The organism is Dankookia sp. GCM10030260 (assembly GCF_042666655.1).
Classification (GTDB): Bacteria; Pseudomonadota; Alphaproteobacteria; order Acetobacterales; family Acetobacteraceae; genus Paracraurococcus.
In genome coordinates, this window is the sequence record NZ_JBHTDE010000003.1 from 451,085 (window position 1) to 474,944 (window position 23,860).

Here is a 23,860-nt window from a genome sequence, read left to right on the forward strand (position 1 = left end):
CGGTGGCCGCCTTCCATCCCAGCCTCGACCAACTGCCGGCGGAGATCGCGGTATTCCCGCTGTCCGGTGCGTTGCTGCTGCCTGGCGGCCGCCTGCCGCTGAACATCTTCGAGCCGCGCTACCTGGCGATGACCCAGGACAGCCTGGGCGCGGGGCGCATGTTCGGCATGATCCAGCCGGAGCCGGGAGCGCCGCGGGGCGAGTACGGCCCGGGCCTCTACCGCATCGGCTGCCTCGGCCGGCTGACCTCCTTCGCCGAGACCGAGGATGGCCGGCTGCTGATCACCCTCACCGGGGTGATCCGCTTCCGGGTCGGGGAGGAGCTGGCGATGCGGCGCGGCTACCGCCGGGTGCGGGCCGAGTATGCCGGCTTCGAGGCCGACCTCGACCTGGCCGACAAGCCGGCCGGGGTCGATCGCCCGGCGCTGCTCGACGCGCTGCGGCCCTTCTTCAAGTCGCGCGGGATCGAGGCGAATTGGGAAGCGATCGAGCAGACCTCGGACGAGATGCTGGTGCTGACGCTCGCCATGGTCTGCCCCTTCGAGGTGCGCGAGAAGCAGGCCCTGCTGGTCGCGGCGACACCGGAGGAGCGGGCGGAGATGCTGGTCGCCCTGCTGCGGATCGGCGCGCATGGCGAGCCGGACGGCGGGGATATGTCGCCGGACCGCCGGCCGAGTTAAGGTGCGCCGCATGAGCGAATCCCAAGCCACCCCCCCGCCCGCCGGCGGCGAGGTCGACCCCGCCCTGCTGGAGATCCTGGTCTGCCCGGTGACCAAGGGCCCGCTGCGCTACGACCGCGCCCGCGGCGAGCTGGTCAGCGAGCAGGCCCGCCTGGCCTATCCGATCCGCGACGGCATCCCGATCATGCTGCCGGACGAGGCGAGGTCGCTCGACGGCTGATGCCGACACCGACCGAGATCCGGCTGAAGCGGGCGGAGCGGCTGCTGGAGGTCGCTTTTGACGACGGCGCGCGCTTCGCCCTGCCGGCCGAATACCTGCGGGTGGAAAGCCCCTCGGCCGAGGTGCAGGGGCATGGGCCGGGGCAGAAGGTGCTGGTCGCCGGACGGCGCGAGGTCGGCATCCTGCGGGTCGAGCCGGTCGGGCACTATGCCATCCGCATCGCCTTCGACGACCTGCATGACAGCGGGATCTATTCCTGGGCCTACCTGCACCAGCTTGGCCGCGAACAGGCCGGGCGCTGGGCGGAATACGAACAGGCGCTGGCGGCGAAGGGCCTGACGCGCGACCCGCCGAGGCGGAAGACGTAAGCGGGGAGGCAGGGGTGTGCGTCACCCCTAGCCCCCGCTGCCTCTGTGAGAACCGTCTCTCTCGCCTGCCTGCCAAGGGCTGCATCGCGCCGATGTTCTCCGGGGCTCGCGCCAGGACCTCGTCAGAGCGGGCGCGCGCGCGTTCCCGGCCGAGCGCGTCCGATCCGACCCCTGGCCGGTCGCCGCATCCAGGCCGCGTGGACAAGCGTGACCCAGCGGCGGATGCCGCCGGCCCGCGCGGTGGGGCGCCGGTGCCTTCCTCGATGCGTTGCGCTGCCCGAGGACGCTGCTGCGCTTCACCGCCGAGGAAGGCGCGGACGGCCCTTGCGAGATGAAGAACCGCTCGCTCCTCAACCGGCGCGCCTTGGACTGGCTCGACGCACAGTTTCAGGCAGGCCGCTGACCGGCGCGCCGCCGCGCGGCAAGGCGCCGCCGGAGCACCCCTGTTTTAAGGAAGGCGGCCTGGCCCGGCAGGATGCGGCGCGGCACCCATCCGTCCACGAGGGCTAGCCCGCCCGCAGCAATTTCTGTCCCGCCAGCAGCCCCGTGACCCCCGGCCCCAGCCCCATCGCCTGGCGGGCGAAGGCCCGCTTCAGCGCGGGGATGCGGTCCACCGCTGCGATGCCCAGCCGCCGCGCCCAGCGCACCGGGGGGACGTCGTTGCCGAACAGCCGTTCCAGCGCATGCATTCCCGACAGCATCAGCATGGTGTCCGGCCGCCGCCGCGCCTGGTAGCGCGCCAGCACCGTCGCACCCCCGGGATCGGCCCCGGCATGGACGGCCGCGATCACCTCCTCGGCCAGCGCCGCGACGTCGCGGAAGCCGAGGTTGAGCCCCTGCCCGGCGATCGGGTGCACGCCATGCGCGGCATCGCCCACCAGGGCCAGGCGGGTATCGGTCCAGCGCTCCACCTGCAGGGCGCTGAGCGGGTAGGACCAGCGCCGGCCGATCGGCCGGATGGCGCCGAGATGGTCGCCCAGCCGCCGTGCCAGTTCCCGGCCGAAGCCCGCGTCGTCCAGCGCCAGCATCCGCCGGGCGATCGCCGTGCGGTCGGCCCAGACGAAGGCCGAGGCGTGGGGATAGGCGGCGGTGCCGAAATTCCCCGGCCCGGCCAGCGGCAGCTGCGCGAAGGGCCCGTTCGGCAGGAACTGCTCGAGCGCGATGTTGCGGTGCGGCTTCTCATGCGCGAAGGCGCCGACCATGCCGATCTGGTGGTAGTCCAGCACCGCGGTGCGGATGCCGGCCTGGCGCCGCAACGGGCTGTTGCGGCCCTCGGCGGCGACCACCAGCTGCGCCTCCAGCACCTCCCCGGTCGAGAGCCGCACCGTGGCGCCGTCCGCCCGGCGTTCCACCGTGGCGGTGGCCGGGGCGAAGACCTGCAGGTTCGCCATCCCCGGCAGCCGGGCGTTCAGCGCGACGCGGAGGCTGCGCGCCTCCACCATGAAGCCGAAGGGCTCGTCCGACACCGCGGCCGCGTCGAATTGCAGCGCGAGCGGGGAGGCCGGCTCGCCCGGGCGGCCGTCGGCGACGCGGATGCCCTGGATCGGGCAGGGGGCGGCCGGCAGCCTTTCCCAGATGCCCGCCGCCTCCAGCAGCCGCTTCGAGGTGAGCGCGATGGCGTAGGCGCGGCCGTCGAAATCCTGCAGCTCCATCGGCGGGAGCGGCTGGGCATCGACCACCGCGGTGGCCAGGCCGGCGGCGGCGAGGGTGGCGGCGAGCGTCGCGCCGACCGGGCCGGCGCCAAGGATGCAGACGGAGACCGCGGCGGGATTGGTCATGTCGGTGTCCTCACATCCATGTCCCGGGTGGTCAAGGGAGCACCGCCCGACTCCTGTCCTCTCGCTGCCCAAAATCTGGGCATCTGGTTGCCCGCCGGAGACCCTTCGTCACAAAGGTGACGCTGGCGGTTGCCAGGCGGGACCCGCCGGGTGCCGCCGCAGGCATCCGCCGGGCGTCATCACGCGTCGGTGAAGCCCGATCCGTGTCCCGGGCGCCACGCCCTTACCCGTCGTTGCGGGCCGGTCCGGAGGTGGCACGGGAATTGGAAGGTCTGCCCCGCCGGATTTTCAGGAGGACTACGGGCAGATGAAGCTGATCATGGCGTTCATCAAGCCCTTCAAGCTGGACGAAGTGCGCGACGCGCTCACTCCGCTCGGCGTGCAGGGGCTGACGGTGACCGAGGTTAAGGGCTTCGGTCGCCAGAAGGGGCAGACGGAGATCTACCGGGGCGCGGAGTACCAGGTGAGCTTCCTGCCCAAGATCAAGATCGAGGTCGTGGTGCCCGACGAGCTGGCCGATGGGGTCTGCGAGGCGATCGCCAAGGCGGCCCGTACCGACAAGATCGGCGACGGCAAGATCTTCGTGCTGGACGTGGAGCGCGCGCTGCGCATCCGGACCGGCGAGACCGACGTGTCGGCGCTGTAAGTGCCCGTCGCAGTTGCAGAACGAACAGAGGATTACACGATGAGGATGCCCGCACGCGTGCTGGCCGGGGCCGCCGTGGCGTTGCTCGCCGCCGCGCCCGCCATGGCCCAGGACGGCCCGAAGATCGATACCGGCGATACCGCCTGGATGCTCACCGCCACCGCGCTGGTGCTGATGATGACCATCCCCGGCCTGGCGCTGTTCTATGCGGGCATGGTCCGCAAGAAGAACGTGCTCGCCACCATGATGCAGAGCTTCGCCATCACCGCGATCGTCACGGTGGTCTGGACCGTCATCGGCTACAGCCTGGCCTTCGGCGAGGGCAACGCCTATGTCGGCGACCTCTCGAAGCTCTTCCTGTCGAACCTGGCGGAAAGCTGGGACAAGCCCTTCACGCTCGGCAGCGGCGACGCGGCGGTGGCGACCACCATCCCCGAGACCGTCTTCCTGATGTTCCAGATGACCTTCGCGGTCATCACCCCGGCCCTCATCACCGGCGCCTTCGCCGACCGGATGAAGTTCAGCGCCCTGGTGATCTTCACCATTCTCTGGACCATCCTGATCTACAGCCCGGTGGCGCACTGGGTGTGGCATCCGAACGGCTGGATCTTCGCCCTCGGCGCGCTCGACTTCGCCGGCGGCACGGTGGTCCACGTCAATGCCGGCGTCGCCGGACTGGTCTGCGCCCTCGTGCTGGGCAAGCGGGTCGGCTACGGCAACGACAACATGTCGCCCTACAACCTGGCGCTGGCCGTGATCGGCGCGGGCCTGCTCTGGGTCGGCTGGTTCGGCTTCAATGCGGGGTCCGCGGTGGGTGCGGGCGCCCGCGCCGGCATGGCCATGCTGGTCACGCAGGTCGCCGCCGGCGCCGCGGCGCTGGCATGGATGTTCGCCGAGTGGGCGACCAAGGGTAAGCCGAGCGTGCTGGGGGCCATCTCCGGCGCGGTCGCCGGCCTCGTCGCCATCACGCCGGCCAGCGGCTTCGTCCTGCCGGTGCCGGGCCTGATCATCGGCGTCGTCGCCGGCCTCGCCGGCTTCTGGGGCGCCACCGCGCTCAAGCACCTCTGCGGCTACGACGACAGCCTGGACGCCTTCGGCGTGCACGGCGTCTGCGGCATCGTCGGCTCCCTGCTGACGGGTGTCTTCGCCTATGGCGCGCTGTCGGCCACCACGGCGACGCCGGACGGCTACGCCGGGTCCTTCGACCAGTTCATCATCCAGGTGGAAGCCACCGCCGCGGTGCTTGCCTACACCGCGATCGGCACCTTCATCCTCCTGAAGATCACCGACGTGATCGTCGGTCTCCGGGTGCCGGAGGACGAGGAGCGCGAGGGTCTCGACGTCACCCAGCACGGCGAGCGCCTGGCCTGAGCCACGTGAAGGGGGAGGGGGCCACCAGCCTCCTCCCTTTTTTTGCCCAGATACAATCCGACCGCGTAATAGCGGCCACCATCCACCCACTCACAGGGGACTATTCGCTGATGACCGATTTCTCCGGGCTGCTGGCGCGGCCCGCCGCCCTCCTCCGGGGCGCCGTCTTCGCCGCCGCGGCCTTCGTCCTGCCGGTGCTGCCGGCCGCCGCCCAGCAGACGATCGACTCGCTCGGGCTGACCGTCACCACGACGCCAGCGGTGTCGAACGACTACCTCTTCCGCGGCATCAGCCAGACCCGCAACAACTGGGCCTTCCAGGGCACGCTCGACGTCCAGCACGAGAGCGGCGTCTACATCGGCGGCTTCATCTCGAACGCCAAGTTCGTCGGCGGCCCCTGGAACGACACCCGGCAGGAGACCGACCTGCTGGCCGGCTACCGCTTCGCCCTGGGCGACCTGAATCTCGATGTCGGCTATATCGGCTACTTCTATCCGGGCCAGGACAAGGCCGTCGGCACCCAGCTGAACGAGTATCATGAGGTCGCCATCAAGGCGAACTACACCATCGACATCGTCAAGCTGCTGGCCGCCTACAACTACTCGCCGAACTTCTTCGGCCGCTCGGGCGCCGGCAACTACGTCGAAGGCGGCGTCGACATCACCCTGCCCTTCGAGGTCACCGGCTCCGGCCGCCTCGGCTACCAGTGGATCCAGAACAACCCGCGCTTCGGCACGCCCGACTACCTCTGGTACTCCGTCGGCGTCTCGCGCGAGATCTATGCCGGCTTCACCGGCACGCTGGCCTGGTACGGCACCAACATCGACAAGAAGGAATGCGTCCCCGTCGCCGGCCGCGCCGATGGCGGCCAGCGCATCTGCGAGGGCCGCGTGCTCTTCACCCTCAGCAAGGTCTTCTGATCCCGCCTGACCGGGGGAGGGGACGGGCGCCGGCCGCAGGGCCGGCGCCCTTTTTCATGGCTGCGGCACCGGTGCGAGACTCCTGGCTTTTCCAGCGGCTTGCGGGCTATTCTTGCTGCCTCATTCCAGCCGGATATCCGCCGCGCCCATGCCCGCGACCCGCGCCTCCGTCTCCACTGCCCCGCTCGCCGGGGTCCGCCGCTTCGCTTCCCCCGCGGTCAAGGCGGCGATGCGCCGCCGGCTGTTCGAGGTCCTCGGCCTGGCCTGCGGCCTGGCCGGCCTCGCGCTGCTGGTCGCGCTCGCCAGCTACGACCCGACCGACCCCTCGCTCAACACCGCGACGACGCGGCGCGCCGCCAACCTGGTCGGCCCGGCCGGCGCCGTACTGGCCGACCTGCTGCTGCAAGGCTTCGGCTGGGCCGCCGCGCTGCCGGGCGTCGCCCTGCTGGCATGGGCCTGGCGGCTGGCGACGCACCGCGGGCTGGGCCTGTTCCCGGCCAGGGTGGCAGCGCTGCTCGCCGCCCTGCCGGTCGCCGGCGCGGCGCTGACCGTGGCGCCGCTGCCCGCCGCCCTGCCGACCGCGGCCGGCGCCGGCGGGGCCGGCGGCAGCATCGCCGCCCGCGCCCTGCACGACAGCGCCGAAGCCATGCTCGGCCCCTTTGGCGGCCTCGTCGCCACCATCGCGCTGGTGACGGCCGCGGTGCTGCTCGGCATCGGCGCACTCGGCCTGTCGCCGAGCGAATGGCTGCGCCTCGGCCGCGGCGTGCGGGAGGGGACGGCCGGCGTCGCCCGCGCCGGCGGCGCCGGGGTGCGCGGCACGGCCGGCATCCTCGCCCGGCTCGTCGGCCCGGTCCGCAGCCTGTTCCGCTTCCGCCGCGCCCGCCCGGTGGCGCCGGGCGCCGACCTGTCCGCGGTGCTGCGCGCGGCCGATGCCGCGGCCGAGCAGCGCCGCCGCCCGCGCGCCGCGCCGAGCGCGGCGCCGCCGCCCGAAACTCCGGCCAGCGCGACGCCGGCGCCCAAGCCCCGCATCGGCCAGCCCGTCCCGGCGGCCAAGCCCGGCAAGCCGTCGCGGCAGGAATTGCTGCCGCTGGGCGAGGATCCGTGGCGGCTGCCGCCGCTGGCCCTGCTGCAGGAGCCGCCGGCCAAGCGCGGTACCGGCCCGACCGAGGAAGCGCTGCAGGCCAATGCCCGGCTGCTGGAGCAGGTGCTGGACGACTACGGCGTCAGAGGCCGGATCGCCGCCATCAACCCCGGCCCGGTGGTGACGCTGTACGAACTGGAACCGGCCGCCGGCACCAAGGCGTCCCGCGTCATCGGCCTGGCCGACGACATCGCCCGCAACATGCATGTCACCGCCGTGCGCATCGCCACCGTCCCTGGTCGCAACGTCATCGGCATCGAACTGCCGAACGCCCGGCGCGAGACGGTCTATTTCGGCGAGATGATGGGCTCCGAGGACTGGTCGCGGCATCCCGGGAAGCTGCCGCTCGCCCTCGGCAAGGATATCGGCGGCAACCCGGTGATCGCCGACCTCGCCCGCATGCCGCATTTGCTGATCGCCGGCACCACCGGCTCGGGCAAGTCGGTCGCCATCAACACCATGATCCTCTCGCTGCTCTACCGCTTCGGGCCGGAGGAATGCCGCTTCATCATGATCGACCCGAAGATGCTGGAGCTGTCGGTCTACGACCGCATCCCGCATCTGCTGGCGCCGGTGGTCACCGAGCCGCCGAAGGCGATCGGCGCGCTGAAATGGACGGTGCGCGAGATGGAGAAGCGCTACCGCGCCATGTCGCAGCTCGGCGTCCGCAATATCGGCGGCTACAACGAGAAGGTGCAGGAAGCCCGCCGCCGCGGCGAGGTGCTGACGCGCCGCGTGCAGGTCGGCTTCGACCCGGAGACCAACAAGCCGGTGCACGAGGACCAGCCGCTCGCCCTCGCGCCGCTGCCGATGATCGTCGTCGTGATCGACGAGATGGCCGACCTGATGATCGTCGCCGGCAAGGAGATCGAGGCCGCGGTGCAGCGGCTGGCGCAGATGGCCCGCGCCGCCGGCATCCACGTGATCATGGCGACCCAGCGGCCATCCGTGGATGTCATCACCGGCACCATCAAGGCCAACTTCCCGACCCGCATCTCCTTCCAGGTGACGTCGAAGATCGACAGCCGCACCATCCTCGGCGAGATGGGCGCCGAGCAACTGCTCGGCCAGGGCGACATGCTGCACATGGCCGGCGGCGGCCGCGTCGCCCGCGTGCACGGCCCCTTCGTCTCGGACGAGGAGGTCGAGAAGGTGGTCGCCTTCCTGCGCGAGCAGGGCGAGCCGGCCTATATCGAGGAGGTCACCGAGGTGGAGGAAGACGCGGGCGACGGCGACGGCCTGTCGATGTCCGGCATCGCCGGTGCCTCGGACGGCGAGAAGGGGCTGTTCGACCAGGCGGTGGACTTGGTCAGCCGCGAGGGCAAGGCCAGCACCTCCTTCATCCAGCGCCACCTCAACATCGGCTACAACCGCGCCGCCAAGCTGATCGAGCAGATGGAGAAGGAAGGCGTGGTGGGCGCCGCCAACCATGTCGGCAAGCGCGAGGTGCTGACCCGCCGCACCAACGAGGATTGATGCGCCGCGCGGCACCCGTCCTGCTGCTGCTGCTGGCGGCGCTGCCGGCCGCGGCGCAGGACCGGCCGGTCTTCACCCCGACCCGCGACGTCGCCGTCACCTACCGCGTCACCGCCGGCCAGGGCGCGGGCCATTCGCTGCGCATGGCCTGGCTGGTCGCCGAGCGGAAGCTGCGCGTCGATGCCGAGGGCGCGCCGGGCTGGTCGGTGATCGACCAGCGGGCGCAGCGCATGCTGGTGGTGATGGAACAGCAGCGCGCGGTGCTGGAGGTACCGGCCAATACCGGCCCCGGCGGCCTGTCCCTGCCCACCGAACCGCCGGCCGGCGCCCGCTTCACCAAGGGCGCCGCCGCGACCGTCGCCGGGCTGCGCTGCACCACCTGGCACTACGAGGACGGCGACAAGAAGGGCGAGACCTGCCTGACCGCGGATGGCGTCATGCTGCGCAGCAGCGGCGGGCAGGGGAGCCGGAGCGGCGCGGTGGAAGCCACGACGGTCGCCTACGGCCCGCAGGACCCGGCGCGATTCCGGCCGCCTGCCGGCTTCCGGTCGATGCAGGTGCCGCCGGGGCTGGGCTTCCCGGGAGCGCCACCGGCGCCGCGCTGACTTGGCCGGCAGCGGCGCTGCAACACCGGCGCCGCGGAGCAGACCCGCACGAAGGGTCAGGCCGCCTCGGCATCGATCGTGGCCGGCGTCACCCAGCGCGCGAGGGGGATGGCGATCCTGCACTCCAGTCCTTGGCAGGACCACTCGACCGCCAGCGTGCCGCCGAGCTGGCCGCGGACCGTCGCCTCGATCACCCGGACGCCGAAGCCGCGGCGTTCCGGTGGCGTGCCCTCCGCCGGCGCTGCCGCGGTTTCCTGCCAGTGCAGCCGGAGCATGCCGTCCTCGCCCTCGCGTCGCGTGGCATGCCAGGCGATCCGCAGCCGGCCACCGGGGCGCGACAACGCGCCGTGCTGCCGCGCATTCATCGCCAACTCGTGCAGCACCATGGTCATGGGCTGCACCGCGGTCGGCGCCAACCGCAGCGCCGGGCCCTCCAGCGTGATCGCCGCGGCGGCGGCGGAACCTTGGGCAGTGCCCGGCGCCACCTCGCGCTCGATCAGCACCTGCAGCGAGACGCCGGCCCAGCCTTCCTGCGCCAGCAGCGAATGCGCCCGCGAGAGCGCCGAGACCCGCGCCCCGACCGACGCGGCATAGGCCCGCGGCTCGTCCATCGTGCTCAGCCTCAGCACGGATTGCACCACCGCAAGCGCGTTCTTCGCCCGGTGGTCCACCTCGCGGACCAGCAGCGCCTCCCGCTCCTGCACCACGTGCCGTTCGGTCACGTCGATCGACACGCCGCTCACCCGCTGCGGCAGGCTGGCGGCATCGGTTGCGGTGCGGCCGATCGTATGCACCCACCGCAGGGTGCCATCCGGCCGCAGCACGCGATATTCGATGTCGAATTCGGGAGTCTCGTTGGCCATGACGCGCCGCATCGCTTCGCGGATGCGGGGGCGGTCCTCGGGATGGGCGATCGCGATGATATCGTCATGGCGGCGGATGAAGCCGGTGGGCCGGCCGAACAGGATGGACTCGCGGCCTGGCGAGCCGGTGACCCGGCCGGTCGACAGGTCCCACTCCCAGGCCCCGACGCGGCCGGCGGCCAGCGCCCGCAGCACGCGGCTCTCGCTTTCGCGCAACGCATCCTCGGCCAGCCGCAGCGCGGTGACATCCATCAGCGCCTCCAGCACCGTGCCCGGCGCGCCCTCGGTGCCGGGCCGCAGAACCATGCGGCAGAGGACCGTCACGGCCTTGCCGGTTCGGGTCTGCTGCTGCACCTCGCCGCTCCATTCGCCGTCCCGTGCAAGCGCCGCCTCGAGCTCGGCGCGGCCAAGCGGGAAGGCCGGGGCGAGCAGGTCGTTCAGATTCGCGCCGATCGCCTCCGCCGCGGTCCAGCCAAGAAGAAGCTCGCACCCCGCCGACCAGAAGCGGATGCGCCCATCGCGGTCGCGTTCCAGCACTGCGGCCAGGTCAAGCGTATGAAGCAGCGCCTGCATCGCCTCCTCGGCGCGGCGCCGGGCGTCGATATCCTCGACCACGCCGATCCATTCGACGAGCTGGTCGGCCTCGTCGAAGATCGGCACGCTACGACTGCGCACCCAGCGCATCGTGCCGAGCCGGGTACGCAGGCGGTATTCCACAGCGACAGCCTGGCGCGCCACACCGGCCGTCCGGAAGGCTTCCAGGGTCCGTGCCGCATCGTCCGGGTGCAACGCATCGACCCAGCCTTCGCCGCGTAGCGCCTCGGTGGGCTGGCCGGTCATCAGGCTCCAGCCCTGCGCCTCGGTCACCTGCCCGTCCCGGTCAGCCCTCCAGATCGTCATGTTCCCGGCTTCGGCCAGGCGGCGGTAGCGCCGCTCGCTGGCGGCCAGGGCGGCGCGCGACCGGCGCTCCGCCTCCGCCCGGGCGCTCAACGCCGCCGCCGCATGCAGCAGGCTGCGGCGCAGCCGTTCCAGCTCGGCCACCCGGACCGGGCCTGGGTCCGGCACGGCCGTCGCCGGCCGGGCGGTGCAGGCGCCAAGCGCCTCTGCCTGGCGGGTAAGTGCCTCGATCGGCCCGACCACCCGCCGGTGCAGCCCGGCGACGGCGGCAAGGCCCAGGCAGAAGATCGCCATACCGCCGAGGGCGATGCCGAAGGCCGGGCCGCTGAAAGTCGACCGCAGGGCGGCGACCGGCTCCACCACGGTCACCGCCCAGCCGGCCGCCGTCTCCAGGTGCCGGTGCGCCACCAGCAGCCGCGATCCATCCGCGGCATGGCCAGTCGTCACACCCTCGGTCCCGGTCTCGAGCGCCACGGCCAGCCAGCCCGGTACCGCGCGGCCGAGCCAGTGCGCCTGCTCCGCCGACCGGGCGACGACGACATCGCGGCTGTCGATCAGGGCGATGACGCCGCGGTCGGTCAGCGCCTGCGAGGCCAGGATCCGGGCCAGTCCGGCCGGCTCCAGCCGGGTCGCCAGCAGCATCGTCGGGCCGTCGGCGCGGAGCACCGGGACCAGCACCATGACGGTGGGAGCGCCGGTGACCGCTCCGGTCACCAGCGGGCTGACGATGGGCCGGTGCGAGGTGAAGGCGATCTTGGCCGCCTCGGTCGCGCCGGTGAATGCCGGCGCCGGCCTGCGGCCGAGATCGGTGTCGAGCACCAGCCGCAGGTCCCGGTCGACCACGCTGATCGGCGTGCCGAGCGCGGCGGCGGCGCGGCGGGCATGAACGGCGAAGGCGATGATGTCGCTCGGCCCGCCATCCAGCGACGGCGAGGCGGCGAGCGCTGTGAGCGTCGAGAGTTCGCCGCCGATCTCGCGGTCGATGGCGGTGGCAAGAGCCCGCGCGGTGTCCAGCAGGCCGGTCCTGACGGCATCGTGGTAGCTGCGCAGCACACGGCCAGCGGCGACAGCACCGACCACGAGGGCCGGCAGCAAGGCGAGCAGCAGGAGACCGAGCAGGTAGCTGCGGAGCCCGGGCAGAGCGCCCGAGCGGGCGGCCAGGGGTGGCGGGACCAGCTGCCAAAAATGCTTGAACGGCTCTGCCGCCGTCGCCCATCCCTTGGCCATGCACGTTCCCTCAGGTGCGCCAGGAACATGTTGGGGAGGGATGCCAATCGAACAACATTCTATAGAATGTAAAATGCGCGTATGACGAATGATGAATGGCTGACCACCCGCGTCGCGTGCAGATGCCGGCAGCTGCCTGGCCTGCGCCGGAAAGTCGCTTCCGATCGTGGTTCAGACGGTGCCGACCGCCGCGTGCCTGGGCGTCCACGGATGTGCCGGCAGCCGTGCCAGCGCCAGCAACATCCGCGCCCGCAGCAGTTCCTGTGGCAGCGCCGAATGGGGCAGCCGGCGCGGCGCCGCCAGCACCGGACTGGCCGCCGTCACCGCCGCCCAGGCCTCGCCGAACCGCGGCGCCGAGAGCGCCGCGCCCAGCGCCCCGGCCGGCAGCCCGAGCCGCGCCGCCCAGCGGCGGAACTCCGTCGTCTCCCGCTCGAACACCCCGATCCCGGCCGCCCAGAAGCCGCGCACTGCCCGACGTGCCCGCAGCCGGCACCAGGCCACCATGGCGGGCTCGATCGCCAGCGGCGGCAGCGCCGCCTCCACCCGCATCCCGTCGAGGTGCCGAATCCGGCCGTCCCGCCGGTGCAGCGCCGCCAGCAGCCCGGCCAGGCCGCCCTCCGGCCCGACCGGCAGGCCGCCGAGCGCGCGCAGTGCCGCGCCGCGGATGGCGAAGCTGGCCGCCGCCGCATGGCCATGCGGCGGCGCGGGATCGGCCGGGTCAGGGTCGAGCCGTGCCGCCATCGCCGCCAGCGCCGCGGCATAGCGCCCCGCCGGGTCTGGTCCGGCGGGCGGCACCACCCGACCCAACACGGCGTCCAGCGGGGCGTGTGTCAACGCCGCCACCGCATGCGCGACCCAGCCGGCTTCCGGTACCGCCCCGGCCTCGGTGGTCAGCACCACGCCGGCCGGGCCGGCCCAGTGCAGCGCCGCGTCCAGCCCGGCCCGCAGCGCCCAGTCCCCGGCCGGGACCGGCGCGGTGATCCGCACCGGGAAGGGCACCGATGGCCCGAGGCCGTCGAGCGCCCCCTCGACCGCCGCCGCAGGGCCGTTCGGCACCAGCACCACGCCGAAGGCGCCGGGCGCCAGGAACAGTCCCTCCCGGCTGCGCTGCAGCGCCAGTGCGCAGAGGCCGCGCAGCAGGGCCACCGGCTCCCGCCCCGCGGCGAGGGTGACGACGGCCAGCGGCGGCGCCGGCTGGACGGCGGGGGGCGCCAGGGAGGGCTGGGTGGGGTTGGACAGCCAGGGGGGCATCGGGTCGGCCATGGATATGTCCCTGGCGAAACGCTCGGGCGCCCCATCCGTCCCATGTCGGTGCCGCGACGGGGGGTCACCTCCGTGTCACGCCGGCACACGTTACGAATAACCACGACAGGCCCGATCGCGCGGCCGGGGCTTTCCCGCGGCGCCCGGCCGGTCCACATGGGGTGGGATGCGCCGTCGCCCCCTGCTTGCCCTTCCCGCCCTGCTGCTTGCCGCGCCCGCCGGGGCACAGCCGTCGCGTCCGCTGTCCGACCGCGACCGCGCCGATATCGCCCGCGCCGAGGCTTGGCTGAACCGGCTGGGCAGCCTGAAGGCGCGCTTCGTGCAGATCGCCCAGAACGGCGCCTCGGCCGAAGGCACCGGCTGGATCGTCCGGCCCGGCAAGATGCGCTTCGAATACGACCCGCCCGAGCCGCTGTTGCTGGTCGCCAGCCATGGCCAGTTCTTCTACTTCGACCGCCAGCTGAGGCAGGCGACGACGCTGCCCCTGGGCGCCACGCCGCTGGGCATGCTGCTGCGCGACGACCTCAAGCTGTCAGGCGACATCACCATCGGCCGGGTCGAGCGTGGCGGCGGCCTGCTGCGCCTCACGCTGTTCCGCACCGGCCGCCCCGCCGAGGGCAGCCTGACCCTGGTATTCAGCGACAATCCGATCGAGCTCAAGCAATGGGCGGTGGTGGATGCGCAGGGGCAAGAGACCCGGGTCAGCCTGTTCCAGACCGAATTCGGCGGCCGCTTTCCGGCGATGCTGTTCGACTTCAACGACCCGCGCTTTCGAGAGGAGCTTGGCATTCCCTGATCGAACTGTGCCGAATCAAGGAACCGGTCACGCGATGGCGTGAAAACTGCATCACCTTTCGCCGCGGCACCTTGATCATGCCGCATTCGGGGATGAAGCTGTACCCGTGATGAAACCGCTCATCGGCATATCCTGCTGCGTCAAGGCCTTCGGCATCTTCGCCACGCCGAACCACGCTGCCTCCGACAGCTACGTCCGCGTCGTGCTCGGCCCGGTCGGCGGCATCCCCGTGCTGCTGCCGGCGGCGGGGGAGGCGATGGCGCCGCAGATCCTGCCGCGGCTGGACGGGCTGATCCTCACCGGTAGCCGGTCCAACGTCTGCCCCGATTTCTACGAAGGCCCACCGCACGCGGAAGGCACGCCGGAGGACATCGCCCGCGATTCCACCACCCTGCCGCTGATCCGCGCCGCGATTGCCGCCGGCGTGCCGCTGCTGGCGATCTGCCGCGGCTTCCAGGAACTCAACGTCGCGCTGGGCGGCAGCCTCGACCAGCGGATCCAGGACCTGCCCGGCCGGATCGACCATTCGACTCCGTCCGACCAGAAGTTGCCGCGCATCCGCGTCGCCAAGGCGCATGGCGTGCGGCTGGCGCCCGGCAGCCTGATCGCCGAATTGGCGGGGGGCGCCGGCGACCTGCCGGTGAATTCGCTGCACAACCAGGGCATCGCCCGGCTGGCGCCGCGCCTGGTCGCCGAAGGCTGGGCGCCCGACGGCACGGTGGAAGCGGTGCGGGTCCGCGATGCGCCCGGCTTCGCCCATGGCATCCAGTGGCACCCGGAATACGACTGGGAACGCGACGCGGTCAGCCGTGCCCTGTTTGAGCGCTTCGGCGCCGCCTGCACTGCCTGGGCGGCCCGCCGCCACGCCGCGCCTGCGGCGATGGCGCAAGCGGCGGAATAGCCACACCGGTTTGCGGACCGGTCCGGTTTCGGTTGTGCCGGGTCACAGATGCGCGACCCTGGCGCGATATGGCCGACTCGCATGCCTGCACCGCGCAAAGGCTTTTGCTTCCCGCCGATGGTGCGGCTAATATCCACAGGCCAGCCCGCCTATAATGGGCTGGTGGATGCGCCGGTTTCCCCTGCCGGCTCGCCCGACCTATCCGATCGGAAGCATACAACGACGGCGCCCGGACACCCCCCTGTCCGGGCGCTTTTTTTGTGCTTCACCATCATTTTCCAGCACTTAGCGGCTTTACTTGAAGTCCCTCGAAAGCTTGGGCGGGCTTTCGGGGCAGCGGGGCCGCTGCTAGGACTGCGCGCAACCTCGATTCAAGGAGTTTTCCGCGGCATGTCCGTCTACGTCATCGCCCCGCCGGCCATCGCCGCGCTGCAGATCAAGGGCAGCACCCAGACCTTCCCGGTCCGCCGCATCTTCTGCGTCGGCCGCAACTACGCCGAGCACGCGATCGAGATGGGGTCCGACCCGACCCGCGAGCCGCCCTTCTACTTCGCCAAGCCGGCCGATGCGCTGGTGGTGAACGATGCCGACATGCCCTACCCGCCGGCCTCTAAGTCGCTGCACCACGAGATGGAGCTGGTCGTCGCCATCGGCACCGGCGGCGCCGACATCGCCGTCGCCGACGCGCTGAAGCATGTCTGGGGTTATTGCTGCGGCCTGGATATGACCCGCCGCGACCTGCAGAACGAGGCGAAGAAGACCGGCCGGCCCTGGGACATGGGCAAGGGCTTCGACCATTCGGCGCCGATGGGTGCGCTGGTCCCGGCGGCGGGCATCGATCCCTCGAAGGGGCTGATCGAGCTGCGGGTCAACGGGAAGGTCACCCAGACCTCCGACCTGTCGAAGCTGATCTGGTCGGTGCCGGAGGTGATCTCCAACCTGTCGCACCTGGTGCGGCTGGCGCCGGGGGATCTCATCATGACCGGCACGCCGGAAGGCGTGGCCGCGGTGCAGCGGGGCGATGTGCTGGAAGGTATCGTCGAAGGCGTCGGCAGCGTGCGCACGCGGATCGTCTGAAGGCAACGGGAAAGCCAGGGAGCACGTATCCCCCCCTGGACCCACCGCCGTTTCTGGGAATTCGGCAGTGGCCGCGCGGCGCTCGGGGAGGGAATACCTTTCCCTCCCCAACCGTGCCCGGCTTGATCAACCGGGCGGCAGCGGGTAGCGCGAGCGGATGCCCTCGCTTCGCATCGCCACCTGGAACATCAATTCCGTCCGCCTGCGCCGGCCGCTGCTGGCCGACCTGATCGCGGCGCTCGACCCCGACGTGCTCTGCCTGCAGGAGACCAAGTGCCCGGACGAGCATTTCCCGGCGGACGACATCCGCGCCATGGGCTTCGCGCACATCGCCCATAAGGGCATGAAGGGCTACAACGGCGTCGCCGTGCTGTCGCGCCTGCCCCTGCAGGTGCTGGACGGCGATCCCGACTGGTGCGGCAAGGGCGACTGCCGGCACCTGGCCGTGGCGGTCGATGCGCCGGGCGGGCCCATCGAGCTGCACGACTTCTACGTCCCCGCCGGCGGCGACACGCCCGACCGCGAGGCCAACGTCAAATTCGCCCACAAGCTCGACTTCGTCGCCGAGGCCACCGCCTGGTCCGCGGCACGCGGCGCCAAGTCCCGCAGCGTGCTGGTCGGTGACCTGAACATCGCCCCGCTGGAACACGACGTCTGGTCGCACAGGCAGATGCTCGGCGTCGTCTCCCACACCCCGGTCGAGATCGCGGCGCTCACCGCCTGGCAGCAGGCCGGCGGCTGGCACGACGCGCTGCGCCACTTCGTCCCGGCCGACCAGAAGCTCTACACGTGGTGGTCCTACCGGGCGAAGGACTGGGCGGCGACGGACCGCGGCCGCCGGCTGGACCATGCCTGGGTCAGCCCGGACCTGGCCGGGTCCCTCGCGCGCCATGCCATCCTCAAGCCGGCGCGCGGCTGGACCCAGGCCAGCGACCATGTGCCGGTGATGATCGAGCTCGCGCTGTAGCCGATGCGGATCGCATAATGTCTGCCATGGTATCACAGACCCGTGAGCGCTAGGATGGACCACCCGGCACCAGGTCCGGGACAGGAAGCCCGTCCGGTGTGGATCCTCGCCCTCGACGCCTCGCTTGCCCGCTGTTCGGCCGCCCTGCTGGCGGATGGCGTGGTGCGTGCCCATCGCCTGCAGGACGGCGAGCGCGGCCATGCCGCCGCCCTGCCACCCATGGTCCAGGCGGTGCTGCGGGAGGCCGGCGTCGCCGCCGCCGACCTCGATGCCGTCGCCGCGGTGGTCGGCCCCGGCGGCTTCACCGGCATCCGCGCGGCCCTTGCCCTGGCCCAGGGGATCGCGTTGGCGGCCGGCCTGCCGGCGCTGGGCGTCTCGACCGGGGAGGCGCTGGTCGCCGGCCTCGCCGCGCGGCAGGGCGCGGTCTGGTCGGTGGTCGATACCCGCCGCGGCCGGGTGGTGCTGGAACGTTTTGCGGCCGGTGCCGCGACCGCCTCGGCCCCGCCCGAGGCCTTCGACATCGACGCCCTGCCGCTGCCCGCCGGCCCCGTCACCCTGGTCGGCGACGCCGCCGAGGCGGTGGCTGCGGCGCTGCTGGCACGCGGCGCGGCGGTCGTGGCCGGCGCCAGCCGCCAGCCCGATGCCGCCGCCGCGGCGCGGGTCGCCGCCTTGCGCCTCGCCGGCCGCATCCCGGCGCTGGCGGCCCGGCCGCTCTATGTCGAGCCGCCGGCGGTGCGGCTGCCGGCGTGACCCTGGCTGCGGCGGCGCCGGCGGATGCGGCGGCACTCGCCGCGCTGCACGCCGCCGCCTTCCCGCCGGCCGAGGCCTGGGGGGTGGATGCCATCGCGCTGATGCTCGGCCTGCCCGGCGCCTATGGGATCTGGTCGGCGGGGCAGGGCTTCGTGCTGGCCCGCGCCGCGGGCGGCGAGGCGGAGATCCTGACGCTCGCGGTGTTGCCGGCGGCACGGCGGCAGGGGGTGGGCGCGGCGCTACTGGCGGCGGCGCTGGCCGCGGCGGTGGTGCGCGGCGCGGCGGCGATGTTCCTCGAGGTTGCCGCCGGCAATGCCGCGGCGCTGGGGCTCTATCGCGGGTTCGGCTTTGTCGAGGTGGGGCGGCGCCGGCGCTACTACGCGGATGGATCGGATGCGCTGGTGCTGCGGCACGACCTGGCGCCCGTCGCCGCCGCGGGCTGACCCGCCGGTCATACGGCCAGCGACAGTATTCGTGCGATCAACCTGGCGGCCATCCGCGTAACGGGCGTCACCTCGATTAGCCTTTGCGAAGCAACAGCTCGACGACGCCGTCCGCGCGTTCCTGTTGCGCCAGGACGACATGGCCCTGGTCTGTCGCGGTGCGCGGCAGGTTACGCCTGGGTTCCTCGCCGCATAGGCGAACCAGCAGTGTTTCCCCACTTTTCATGCGATCCAGCATGAGTCGGGTACGTACGAAGGTCATCGGGCAAGTTTCCGTGGTGATGTCGAGCGTCCGATCACCGGTCAGTTCTTGCATGGAAACAGATTTCAATGGATCATGCCCTGCGAATCGCCGAAACGCGTTGCGAAACGGCCACAGGCCGCAGTATAGCTCCGCTACCGACAACGGGAAGATGCGTCACATGGCCGAAGATACACCCTCTGCTGATCTGCTGGGACTGACCGCTGAAATCGTCGCGGCGCATGTTTCCAACAATCCGGTGGCGCTTGCCGACCTGCCGAACCTGATCACCGAGGTTTACCGTACGCTTACCTCCGTCGGCCTGCCCGCATCCAAGCCGCAGCCGGAGCGTCCGCAACCTGCGGTGCCGATCAAGAAGTCCATTACACCCGAATACCTGATCTGTCTCGAAGACGGCAAGAAGCTGAAGATGCTGAAGCGGCATCTGCAGACCTCCTACAACATGACGCCGGAGCAGTACCGGGAACGCTGGGGCCTCGGTTCGGACTATCCTATGGTCGCGCCGAACTACGCCAAGCATCGCTCCTCGCTGGCTAAGAAGATCGGGCTCGGCACCAAGCCGCGCGGTCGCCCGGCGCGTGGCGCGCGGCGCGATGCCGTGGCCGCCACGATCGACACCCCGACCAAGTTCGGCTGACCATGCCGGGCCGCCGCACCCGTTGCGGTGGCCCGCCAGGCGCCCATCCGGGGCTCCCCCGTCAGGCATGGTGGCCGGCGGCGCGGAAGGGTATGGTCCCGCCCTGATCGAACCACGGGGGTCCGGGCGTGCCGGCCGCCGACCATCAAGGGCCGCGACCGAGCCGCATGGACACCCCCGCTTCCTCCGACCGCGAGGGCATCTCCCGCATCGAGAGGCTGTGCATCGAGCGCGGCCTGAAGATGACCGGGCAGCGCCGGCTGATCGCGCGCGTCCTGTCCGAAAGCGCCGACCACCCGGACGTCGAGGAATTGTACCGCCGCGCGCATGAGCGCGACGCGCATATCTCCATCGCCACCGTCTACCGCACGGTCCGGCTGCTGGAGGAGAAGGGCATCCTCGAACGGCACGACTTCGGCGGCGGCCGGGCCCGCTACGAGCCCACCGAGCACGGCCCGCACCACCACCTGATCGACGTGGACACCGGCAAGGTCATCGAGTTTGCCGACGACCGGCACGAGGTCCTGGCGCGCGAGATCGCCGCCCGGCTCGGCTTCGAGCTGGTCGACCACCGGCTTGAGCTCTTCGGCCGGCGCTTCCCCGAACCGCGGCCCGAAGCCGCGCCGGCCGCGCGCCGCGCGCCGCGGCCGCGCCACGGGCGGGACGAGGCATGACCATCCTGGCGGCCGAGAGCGGCTTCGGTGAGCTGCGGGCCGGCAATCTCGGCGTCCGCATCGCCGAGACCGCGGCCGAGATCGACGCCTCGCTCGCCCTGCGCTTCCGCGTCTTCTACGAGGAGATGGGCGCCCACGCGGATGCGGCGACGCGCGCCAGCGGCCGGGACGAAGACGAATTCGACGCCGTCGCCGACCATTTGTTGGTTTTGGACCACGACCTGGGGGAGGGTCCGGATGCGGTGGTCGGCACCTACCGGCTGATCCGCCGCCAGGCCGCCGCCGGCATCGGCCGGTTCTACTCCGCCGCCGAATACGACCTGTCGCCGCTGGTCGCCCTGCCGGGGGAGATCCTCGAGCTCGGGCGGTCCTGCGTCGATGCCAACCACCGCACCCGCGGCAGCATGCAGCTGCTGTGGCGCGGCATCGCGGCCTATGTCTTCCACCACCGCATCGACCTGATGTTCGGCTGCGCCAGCCTGCACGGCACCGACCTGGATGCGCTGGGACCGGTGCTGACCTACCTGCACGCCCACCACCTGGCGCCGCCGGAGATCCGCCCGCGGGCGCTGCCGGAACGCTTTGTGCCGATGGACCGGCTGGACCCCGCCGGGCTCGACCTGCGGGCGGTGGTGAAGGAATTGCCGCCGCTGGTGAAGGGCTACCTGCGGCTCGGCGGCTTCGTCGGCGACGGCGCGGTGCTGGACCACCAGTTCAACACCACCGACGTCTGCATCGTGGTGAAGACCGAACTGGTCACCGACAAGTACGCCCGGCACTATGAACGGGCGAACGGCGTCGGCCTCACCGAATAGGCCCCCACCGAACGGGCCCTGGCCGGACAGCGACGGTCCCGGGCCGCCGCCCATGCCGTGCTGGCCTTTCCCGCCTCGTGCAGGGTGACCGGCGCGGTGCTCAGCCCGGCGGCCGGTCATCCTCGGGGATCGGCACGTCGAAGCCGTTGAGCGTGACGGACACCAGGCAATAGAGCCCGACCAGGTAGACCAGCTCGCCCGCCGCCTCGCGGCCGAAGACCTCGACCCCCTGCTTCCAGGTGATCTCCGGCAGCACGCCGCCGGCGACCAACGCGGCGGCGATGTCGTAGGCCACCGCTTCCTCCCGCGTCAGGTCGGCGGGGCGCTGGCCGGCGACGATGGTGGCGATCTTCGCATCCGGCAGGCCGCGCTGCTCGGCGGCGATGACATGGGCGTAGATCTCGTAGGCCGCGCGGAATTTGGCGCCGGTGACCAGGATCGCCACCTCGCGCACCGGGCGGGGCAGCTTGGTCTCGAAGGACAGCGCCTTGGTCAGCTCCCAGATCGGCTCGCCGATGCGCGGCCAGTGGAGCCAGGGATTCCAGGGGCCTTCCAGGGCGCCGTCTGGGGCGATGGTAGCGAAGCCTTTGAAGTTCTTCTCGATGCCGGCCTTCATGTCGGCATGGAGCGGCTGCTGGGCGGCATCGAGGTGTGCGGGGGGGATCAGGGGCAGGCGCATGCGGGCTCCGTCCTTGTGCTGTCCCTGGGTAACGCCCGCTGGCGCTGAATGCGGCATGCACGGATGCGGAACGCCCGTGCCCCAATCCATGATCGGCATGGCGCCGTGCCCGGGCGTTGCGGCAGGATGCGGCGGCCAAGGGACGCCGCGAGGCCCGCATGCCTGCAACCCTGCCGCCGCAGACCCGTATCGGCCGCATCCTGTCGCCGCGGCGGCCCGGCCCGGCGCCGCGCACCCCGGTGCTCGACCGGCTCTGCATCGCCGTGCTGGCGGTCGACTGGATCGTCTTCGGGTCCATGCATTTCCCGCTGCACGGGGAAACGCGGGCCATGCTGCCGCCCTGGGTGCCCTGGCCGGACGCGGTGGTGACCGCCACCGGCATGGCCGAGGTGACCATCGGCATCCTCATGCTGTACGGCCGGGCGCGGCGGCTCGCGGCGGTCGGGTCGCTGGTGCTGCTGGTGCTCTATATCCCGGCGGTCGCCCACATCCTGTCCCATGCGGCGGCGCTGCCCTTCCCGCCGGAGTCCTGGCCGGCCCGGGCGTGGCGGCTGCTCGGCGTGCCGCACAACGTGCTGCTGGCGATCTGCTCGGTGCACGTCATCGGCAAGCCCTACCCGGATCCCTGGGATCCTGGTGCCGCACCCCCCGCTGCGCGGCATGGCGTGCGTGGCGGCGCGGTGCTGCTGGTGGCCGGCGTGCTGCTGCTGTGCAACGCCGCCGGCTTCCTGGCGGTGCTGCTGGGGGTGCGGGCGAACCTGCCCACCGCGGCGATGTGGATGATGATGTGCCTGGCGGTCGGCGGGCTGCTCGGCTTCCTCTTCGCGGTGCCGCGGGTGAATGCCCGGGCGGAGAGCCGCGCCGCGCTGGTGCCGAACCGCAACATCGAGGCGATCTCCGACTGGCTGACCAAGATCCTGGTCGGGCTCGGCCTGGTGAACTTCAAGGACATCGCGGCCTTCGTGGCCGGCACCGCAGCGACGCTCGGGCCGCAACTCGGCGTGGAGCCGAGCTACGTCCAGGCCTTCCTGCTGTAGTTCACCATCGCCGGCTTCCTCGAGGGCTACCTGCTGACCCGCATGTTCCTGCAATGGCAGTTCGAGGCGACGACCGCGGCGGTGCCGGATGGCGTCACGCGCGCACTGGACGCCGGACGGCCGGCCGACTTAGCCTGATGGGATGAGCGACGCCGCCCCCGCCCCGGACAAGACCCCCGCCATCCACGACCTGGGTGGCCTCAGCCGCTTCCGCTGCAGCGCGGTCGAGCGCGACGAGGCGCCGCCCGACGCCTTCGGCAAGCGGGTGGACGCGCTGCGCCAGGTGCTGGCGGCGAAGAAGCTGATGACGGTGGACGAGATGCGCCGCTGCATCGAATCGATCCCCGAGGACGACTACTTCGCAATGACCTACTACGAGCGCTGGATGACCTCCTTCTGCACGCTGATGGTCGAGAAGGGCGTGATCGCGGCGGAGGAGGTGGCATGAGCGCGCCGGTCTTCGCCGTCGGCGACGCGGTGCGGGTGAAGGACGACTGGCCGGAACGCCGCGGCCCCTGCCATATCCGCACGCCGCACTACCTGCGCGGGCGGGAGGGGCGGATCACCGCCGTGCTCGGCGCCTTCGCCAACCCCGAGGACCTGGCCTTCGCCCGCCCGGCGCCGCTCCGCGTGCTGTACCACGTGGTGTTCGACCAGCCGCCGCTGTTCCAGGAAGGCGAGGCCGGCGACACCGCCCTGGTCGAGATCTTCGAACACTGGCTGGACCCCGCCACGCCCGAGAGGAGGGCCGCATGAGCCACCCCGCCCGCGCTTCCTCCATCGCCCGGCTCGAGAAGCTGGTGGCCGCGCTGAAGGCCAAGGGCATCGTCACCGAGGCGGAACTCGCAGAGATGCAGGCCCGCACCGACCGCGCCAGCCCGGAGACCGGCGCCCGCATGGTCGCCCGCGCCTGGCTCGACCCCGACTGGCGGGCCAGGCTGCTGGCCAACGGCGCCGAATGCGCCGAGGCGATGGGCGTCTCCATGGCCGGCGCCCCGCCGCTCGGCGTGCTCGAGGACAAGCCCGGCCTGCACCACCTGGTGGTCTGCACGCTCTGCAGCTGCTACCCGCGCGCCGTGCTCGGCTACCCGCCGAACTGGTACAAGAGCTTCGAGTACCGCTCGCGCGCCATCCGCGACCCGCGCGGCGTGCTGGCGGAATGGGGCACCACCCTGCCGCCGGGGACCAAGATCCGCGTGGTCGACAGTACCGCCGACTACCGCTGGATGGTGCTGCCGCTGCGCCCCGAGGGCACCGAGGGCTGGTCGGAGGACCGGTTGGCGGCGCTGGTCACGCGCGACGCGCTGGTCGGGGTCGCGTTGCCGGTGCTGCCGGTGGCGATCGCCGCCGAGTAGGCTGCCGCCATG

At 71.9% G+C, this 23,860-nt stretch carries 26 protein-coding genes; 21 read left to right on the forward strand and 5 right to left on the reverse strand.

Translation table 11 applies throughout. The annotated features are described in order from the left end of the window. Window positions 1-2: 2 nt before the first annotated feature. From ACFQS7_RS13630 to ACFQS7_RS13640, 3 genes are read left to right on the forward strand one after another with little or no spacing between them, the layout of a single operon-like run. Window positions 3-680, forward strand: coding sequence for an LON peptidase substrate-binding domain-containing protein (locus ACFQS7_RS13630; protein WP_380067626.1), 678 nt, complete (start codon window positions 3-5; stop codon window positions 678-680). Window positions 681-690: 10 nt separating this feature from the next. Continuing rightward, window positions 691-900 (forward strand): Trm112 family protein, encoded by a 210-nt coding sequence (locus ACFQS7_RS13635; RefSeq protein WP_380067627.1) that lies wholly within the window; start codon window positions 691-693, stop codon window positions 898-900. After that, window positions 900-1,268 carry a gamma-butyrobetaine hydroxylase-like domain-containing protein gene (locus ACFQS7_RS13640; RefSeq protein ID WP_380067628.1) on the forward strand — a complete coding sequence of 123 codons (369 nt, stop codon included), beginning with the start codon at window positions 900-902 and terminating at the stop codon, window positions 1,266-1,268. The genes ACFQS7_RS13635 and ACFQS7_RS13640 overlap by 1 nt, the downstream gene beginning before the upstream one ends. A 506-nt stretch (window positions 1,269-1,774) precedes the next feature. On the opposite strand, the gene ACFQS7_RS13645 is transcribed toward ACFQS7_RS13640, so the two are convergent. Then, on the reverse strand, window positions 1,775-3,046 hold the full coding sequence (locus ACFQS7_RS13645) for an FAD-dependent monooxygenase (RefSeq protein WP_380067629.1): 1,272 nt from the start codon (window positions 3,044-3,046) through the stop codon (window positions 1,775-1,777). A gap of 307 nt (window positions 3,047-3,353) precedes the next feature. On the opposite strand from ACFQS7_RS13645, the gene ACFQS7_RS13650 reads away from it, so the two are divergent. The 5 genes from ACFQS7_RS13650 to ACFQS7_RS13670 all read left to right on the forward strand — a co-directional run bounded on the left by ACFQS7_RS13650 (window position 3,354) and on the right by ACFQS7_RS13670 (window position 9,205). Beyond that, window positions 3,354-3,692, forward strand: coding sequence for a P-II family nitrogen regulator (locus ACFQS7_RS13650; RefSeq protein ID WP_380067630.1), 339 nt, complete (start codon window positions 3,354-3,356; stop codon window positions 3,690-3,692). 39 nt (window positions 3,693-3,731) lie between these two features. Further along, window positions 3,732-5,063 carry an ammonium transporter gene (locus ACFQS7_RS13655; protein ID WP_380067631.1) on the forward strand — a complete coding sequence of 444 codons (1,332 nt, stop codon included), beginning with the start codon at window positions 3,732-3,734 and terminating at the stop codon, window positions 5,061-5,063. Window positions 5,064-5,173: 110 nt separating this feature from the next. After that, the gene (locus ACFQS7_RS13660) at window positions 5,174-5,983 is read left to right on the forward strand and encodes a TorF family putative porin (protein ID WP_380067632.1); all 810 of its coding nucleotides are present in this window, start codon (window positions 5,174-5,176) and stop codon (window positions 5,981-5,983) included. Between the two features lie 148 nt (window positions 5,984-6,131). Further along, window positions 6,132-8,600 (forward strand): DNA translocase FtsK 4TM domain-containing protein, encoded by a 2,469-nt coding sequence (locus ACFQS7_RS13665; protein WP_380067633.1) that lies wholly within the window; start codon window positions 6,132-6,134, stop codon window positions 8,598-8,600. Further along, window positions 8,600-9,205 carry a hypothetical protein gene (locus ACFQS7_RS13670; RefSeq protein WP_380067634.1) on the forward strand — a complete coding sequence of 202 codons (606 nt, stop codon included), beginning with the start codon at window positions 8,600-8,602 and terminating at the stop codon, window positions 9,203-9,205. Before ACFQS7_RS13665 ends, ACFQS7_RS13670 begins: the two co-directional genes overlap by 1 nt. A 56-nt stretch (window positions 9,206-9,261) precedes the next feature. Here ACFQS7_RS13670 and ACFQS7_RS13675 read toward each other — a convergent pair whose 3' ends face one another. Together ACFQS7_RS13675 and ACFQS7_RS13680 are read right to left on the reverse strand one after the other, a co-directional pair. Next, window positions 9,262-12,192 carry a PAS domain-containing protein gene (locus ACFQS7_RS13675; protein WP_380067636.1) on the reverse strand — a complete coding sequence of 977 codons (2,931 nt, stop codon included), beginning with the start codon at window positions 12,190-12,192 and terminating at the stop codon, window positions 9,262-9,264. Window positions 12,193-12,363: 171 nt separating this feature from the next. Then, a complete protein-coding gene (locus ACFQS7_RS13680) occupies window positions 12,364-13,455 on the reverse strand; it encodes a hypothetical protein (protein WP_380067637.1) in 1,092 nt (363 codons plus the stop codon). A 166-nt stretch (window positions 13,456-13,621) separates the two neighbouring features. On the opposite strand from ACFQS7_RS13680, the gene ACFQS7_RS13685 reads away from it, so the two are divergent. The 6 genes from ACFQS7_RS13685 to ACFQS7_RS13710 all read left to right on the forward strand — a co-directional run bounded on the left by ACFQS7_RS13685 (window position 13,622) and on the right by ACFQS7_RS13710 (window position 18,389). Then, the gene (locus ACFQS7_RS13685) at window positions 13,622-14,251 is read left to right on the forward strand and encodes an outer membrane lipoprotein carrier protein LolA (protein WP_380067638.1); all 630 of its coding nucleotides are present in this window, start codon (window positions 13,622-13,624) and stop codon (window positions 14,249-14,251) included. 109 nt (window positions 14,252-14,360) lie between these two features. Beyond that, window positions 14,361-15,152: a gamma-glutamyl-gamma-aminobutyrate hydrolase family protein gene (locus ACFQS7_RS13690; protein ID WP_380067639.1), complete on the forward strand. Its 792-nt coding sequence runs from the start codon at window positions 14,361-14,363 to the stop codon at window positions 15,150-15,152. Window positions 15,153-15,542: 390 nt separating this feature from the next. Next, window positions 15,543-16,229, forward strand: a complete 687-nt coding sequence (locus tag ACFQS7_RS13695; RefSeq protein ID WP_380067640.1) for a fumarylacetoacetate hydrolase family protein — start codon at window positions 15,543-15,545, stop codon at window positions 16,227-16,229. Between the two features lie 157 nt (window positions 16,230-16,386). Continuing rightward, complete coding sequence (locus tag ACFQS7_RS13700) at window positions 16,387-17,196, forward strand: exodeoxyribonuclease III (RefSeq protein WP_380067641.1); 810 nt, start codon at window positions 16,387-16,389, stop codon at window positions 17,194-17,196. Between the two features lie 96 nt (window positions 17,197-17,292). After that, a complete protein-coding gene (gene tsaB, locus ACFQS7_RS13705) occupies window positions 17,293-17,946 on the forward strand; it encodes a tRNA (adenosine(37)-N6)-threonylcarbamoyltransferase complex dimerization subunit type 1 TsaB (protein WP_380067642.1) in 654 nt (217 codons plus the stop codon). Further along, complete coding sequence (locus ACFQS7_RS13710) at window positions 17,943-18,389, forward strand: GNAT family N-acetyltransferase (RefSeq protein WP_380067643.1); 447 nt, start codon at window positions 17,943-17,945, stop codon at window positions 18,387-18,389. The genes tsaB and ACFQS7_RS13710 overlap by 4 nt, the downstream gene beginning before the upstream one ends. A 76-nt stretch (window positions 18,390-18,465) precedes the next feature. On the opposite strand, the gene ACFQS7_RS13715 is transcribed toward ACFQS7_RS13710, so the two are convergent. Continuing rightward, window positions 18,466-18,705: a sulfurtransferase TusA family protein gene (locus tag ACFQS7_RS13715; RefSeq protein WP_380067644.1), complete on the reverse strand. Its 240-nt coding sequence runs from the start codon at window positions 18,703-18,705 to the stop codon at window positions 18,466-18,468. Between the two features lie 106 nt (window positions 18,706-18,811). Between ACFQS7_RS13715 and ACFQS7_RS13720 the strand changes: the two genes are divergently transcribed. The 3 genes from ACFQS7_RS13720 to ACFQS7_RS13730 all read left to right on the forward strand — a co-directional run bounded on the left by ACFQS7_RS13720 (window position 18,812) and on the right by ACFQS7_RS13730 (window position 20,777). After that, window positions 18,812-19,288, forward strand: coding sequence for a MucR family transcriptional regulator (locus ACFQS7_RS13720; RefSeq protein ID WP_380067645.1), 477 nt, complete (start codon window positions 18,812-18,814; stop codon window positions 19,286-19,288). 167 nt (window positions 19,289-19,455) lie between these two features. Beyond that, entirely contained in the window at window positions 19,456-19,962 is a 507-nt protein-coding gene (locus ACFQS7_RS13725; protein ID WP_380067646.1) for a Fur family transcriptional regulator, read from the forward strand. Continuing rightward, window positions 19,959-20,777: a GNAT family N-acetyltransferase gene (locus tag ACFQS7_RS13730; protein WP_380067647.1), complete on the forward strand. Its 819-nt coding sequence runs from the start codon at window positions 19,959-19,961 to the stop codon at window positions 20,775-20,777. Before ACFQS7_RS13725 ends, ACFQS7_RS13730 begins: the two co-directional genes overlap by 4 nt. Window positions 20,778-20,877: 100 nt before the next feature. Here the strand turns inward: ACFQS7_RS13730 and ACFQS7_RS13735 are convergent, their stop codons facing one another. Beyond that, window positions 20,878-21,456 carry a carboxymuconolactone decarboxylase family protein gene (locus ACFQS7_RS13735; RefSeq protein ID WP_380067648.1) on the reverse strand — a complete coding sequence of 193 codons (579 nt, stop codon included), beginning with the start codon at window positions 21,454-21,456 and terminating at the stop codon, window positions 20,878-20,880. A gap of 158 nt (window positions 21,457-21,614) precedes the next feature. On the opposite strand from ACFQS7_RS13735, the gene ACFQS7_RS13740 reads away from it, so the two are divergent. From ACFQS7_RS13740 to ACFQS7_RS13755, 4 genes are all read left to right on the forward strand, one after another. Further along, the gene (locus tag ACFQS7_RS13740) at window positions 21,615-22,493 is read left to right on the forward strand and encodes a DoxX-like family protein (protein WP_380067649.1); all 879 of its coding nucleotides are present in this window, start codon (window positions 21,615-21,617) and stop codon (window positions 22,491-22,493) included. 142 nt (window positions 22,494-22,635) lie between these two features. Next, window positions 22,636-22,941, forward strand: a complete 306-nt coding sequence (locus tag ACFQS7_RS13745; protein ID WP_380067650.1) for a nitrile hydratase — start codon at window positions 22,636-22,638, stop codon at window positions 22,939-22,941. Next, the gene (locus ACFQS7_RS13750) at window positions 22,938-23,249 is read left to right on the forward strand and encodes an SH3-like domain-containing protein (protein WP_380067651.1); all 312 of its coding nucleotides are present in this window, start codon (window positions 22,938-22,940) and stop codon (window positions 23,247-23,249) included. Before ACFQS7_RS13745 ends, ACFQS7_RS13750 begins: the two co-directional genes overlap by 4 nt. Beyond that, window positions 23,246-23,848, forward strand: coding sequence for a nitrile hydratase subunit alpha (locus tag ACFQS7_RS13755; RefSeq protein ID WP_380067652.1), 603 nt, complete (start codon window positions 23,246-23,248; stop codon window positions 23,846-23,848). Before ACFQS7_RS13750 ends, ACFQS7_RS13755 begins: the two co-directional genes overlap by 4 nt. Window positions 23,849-23,860: the final 12 nt, after the last annotated feature.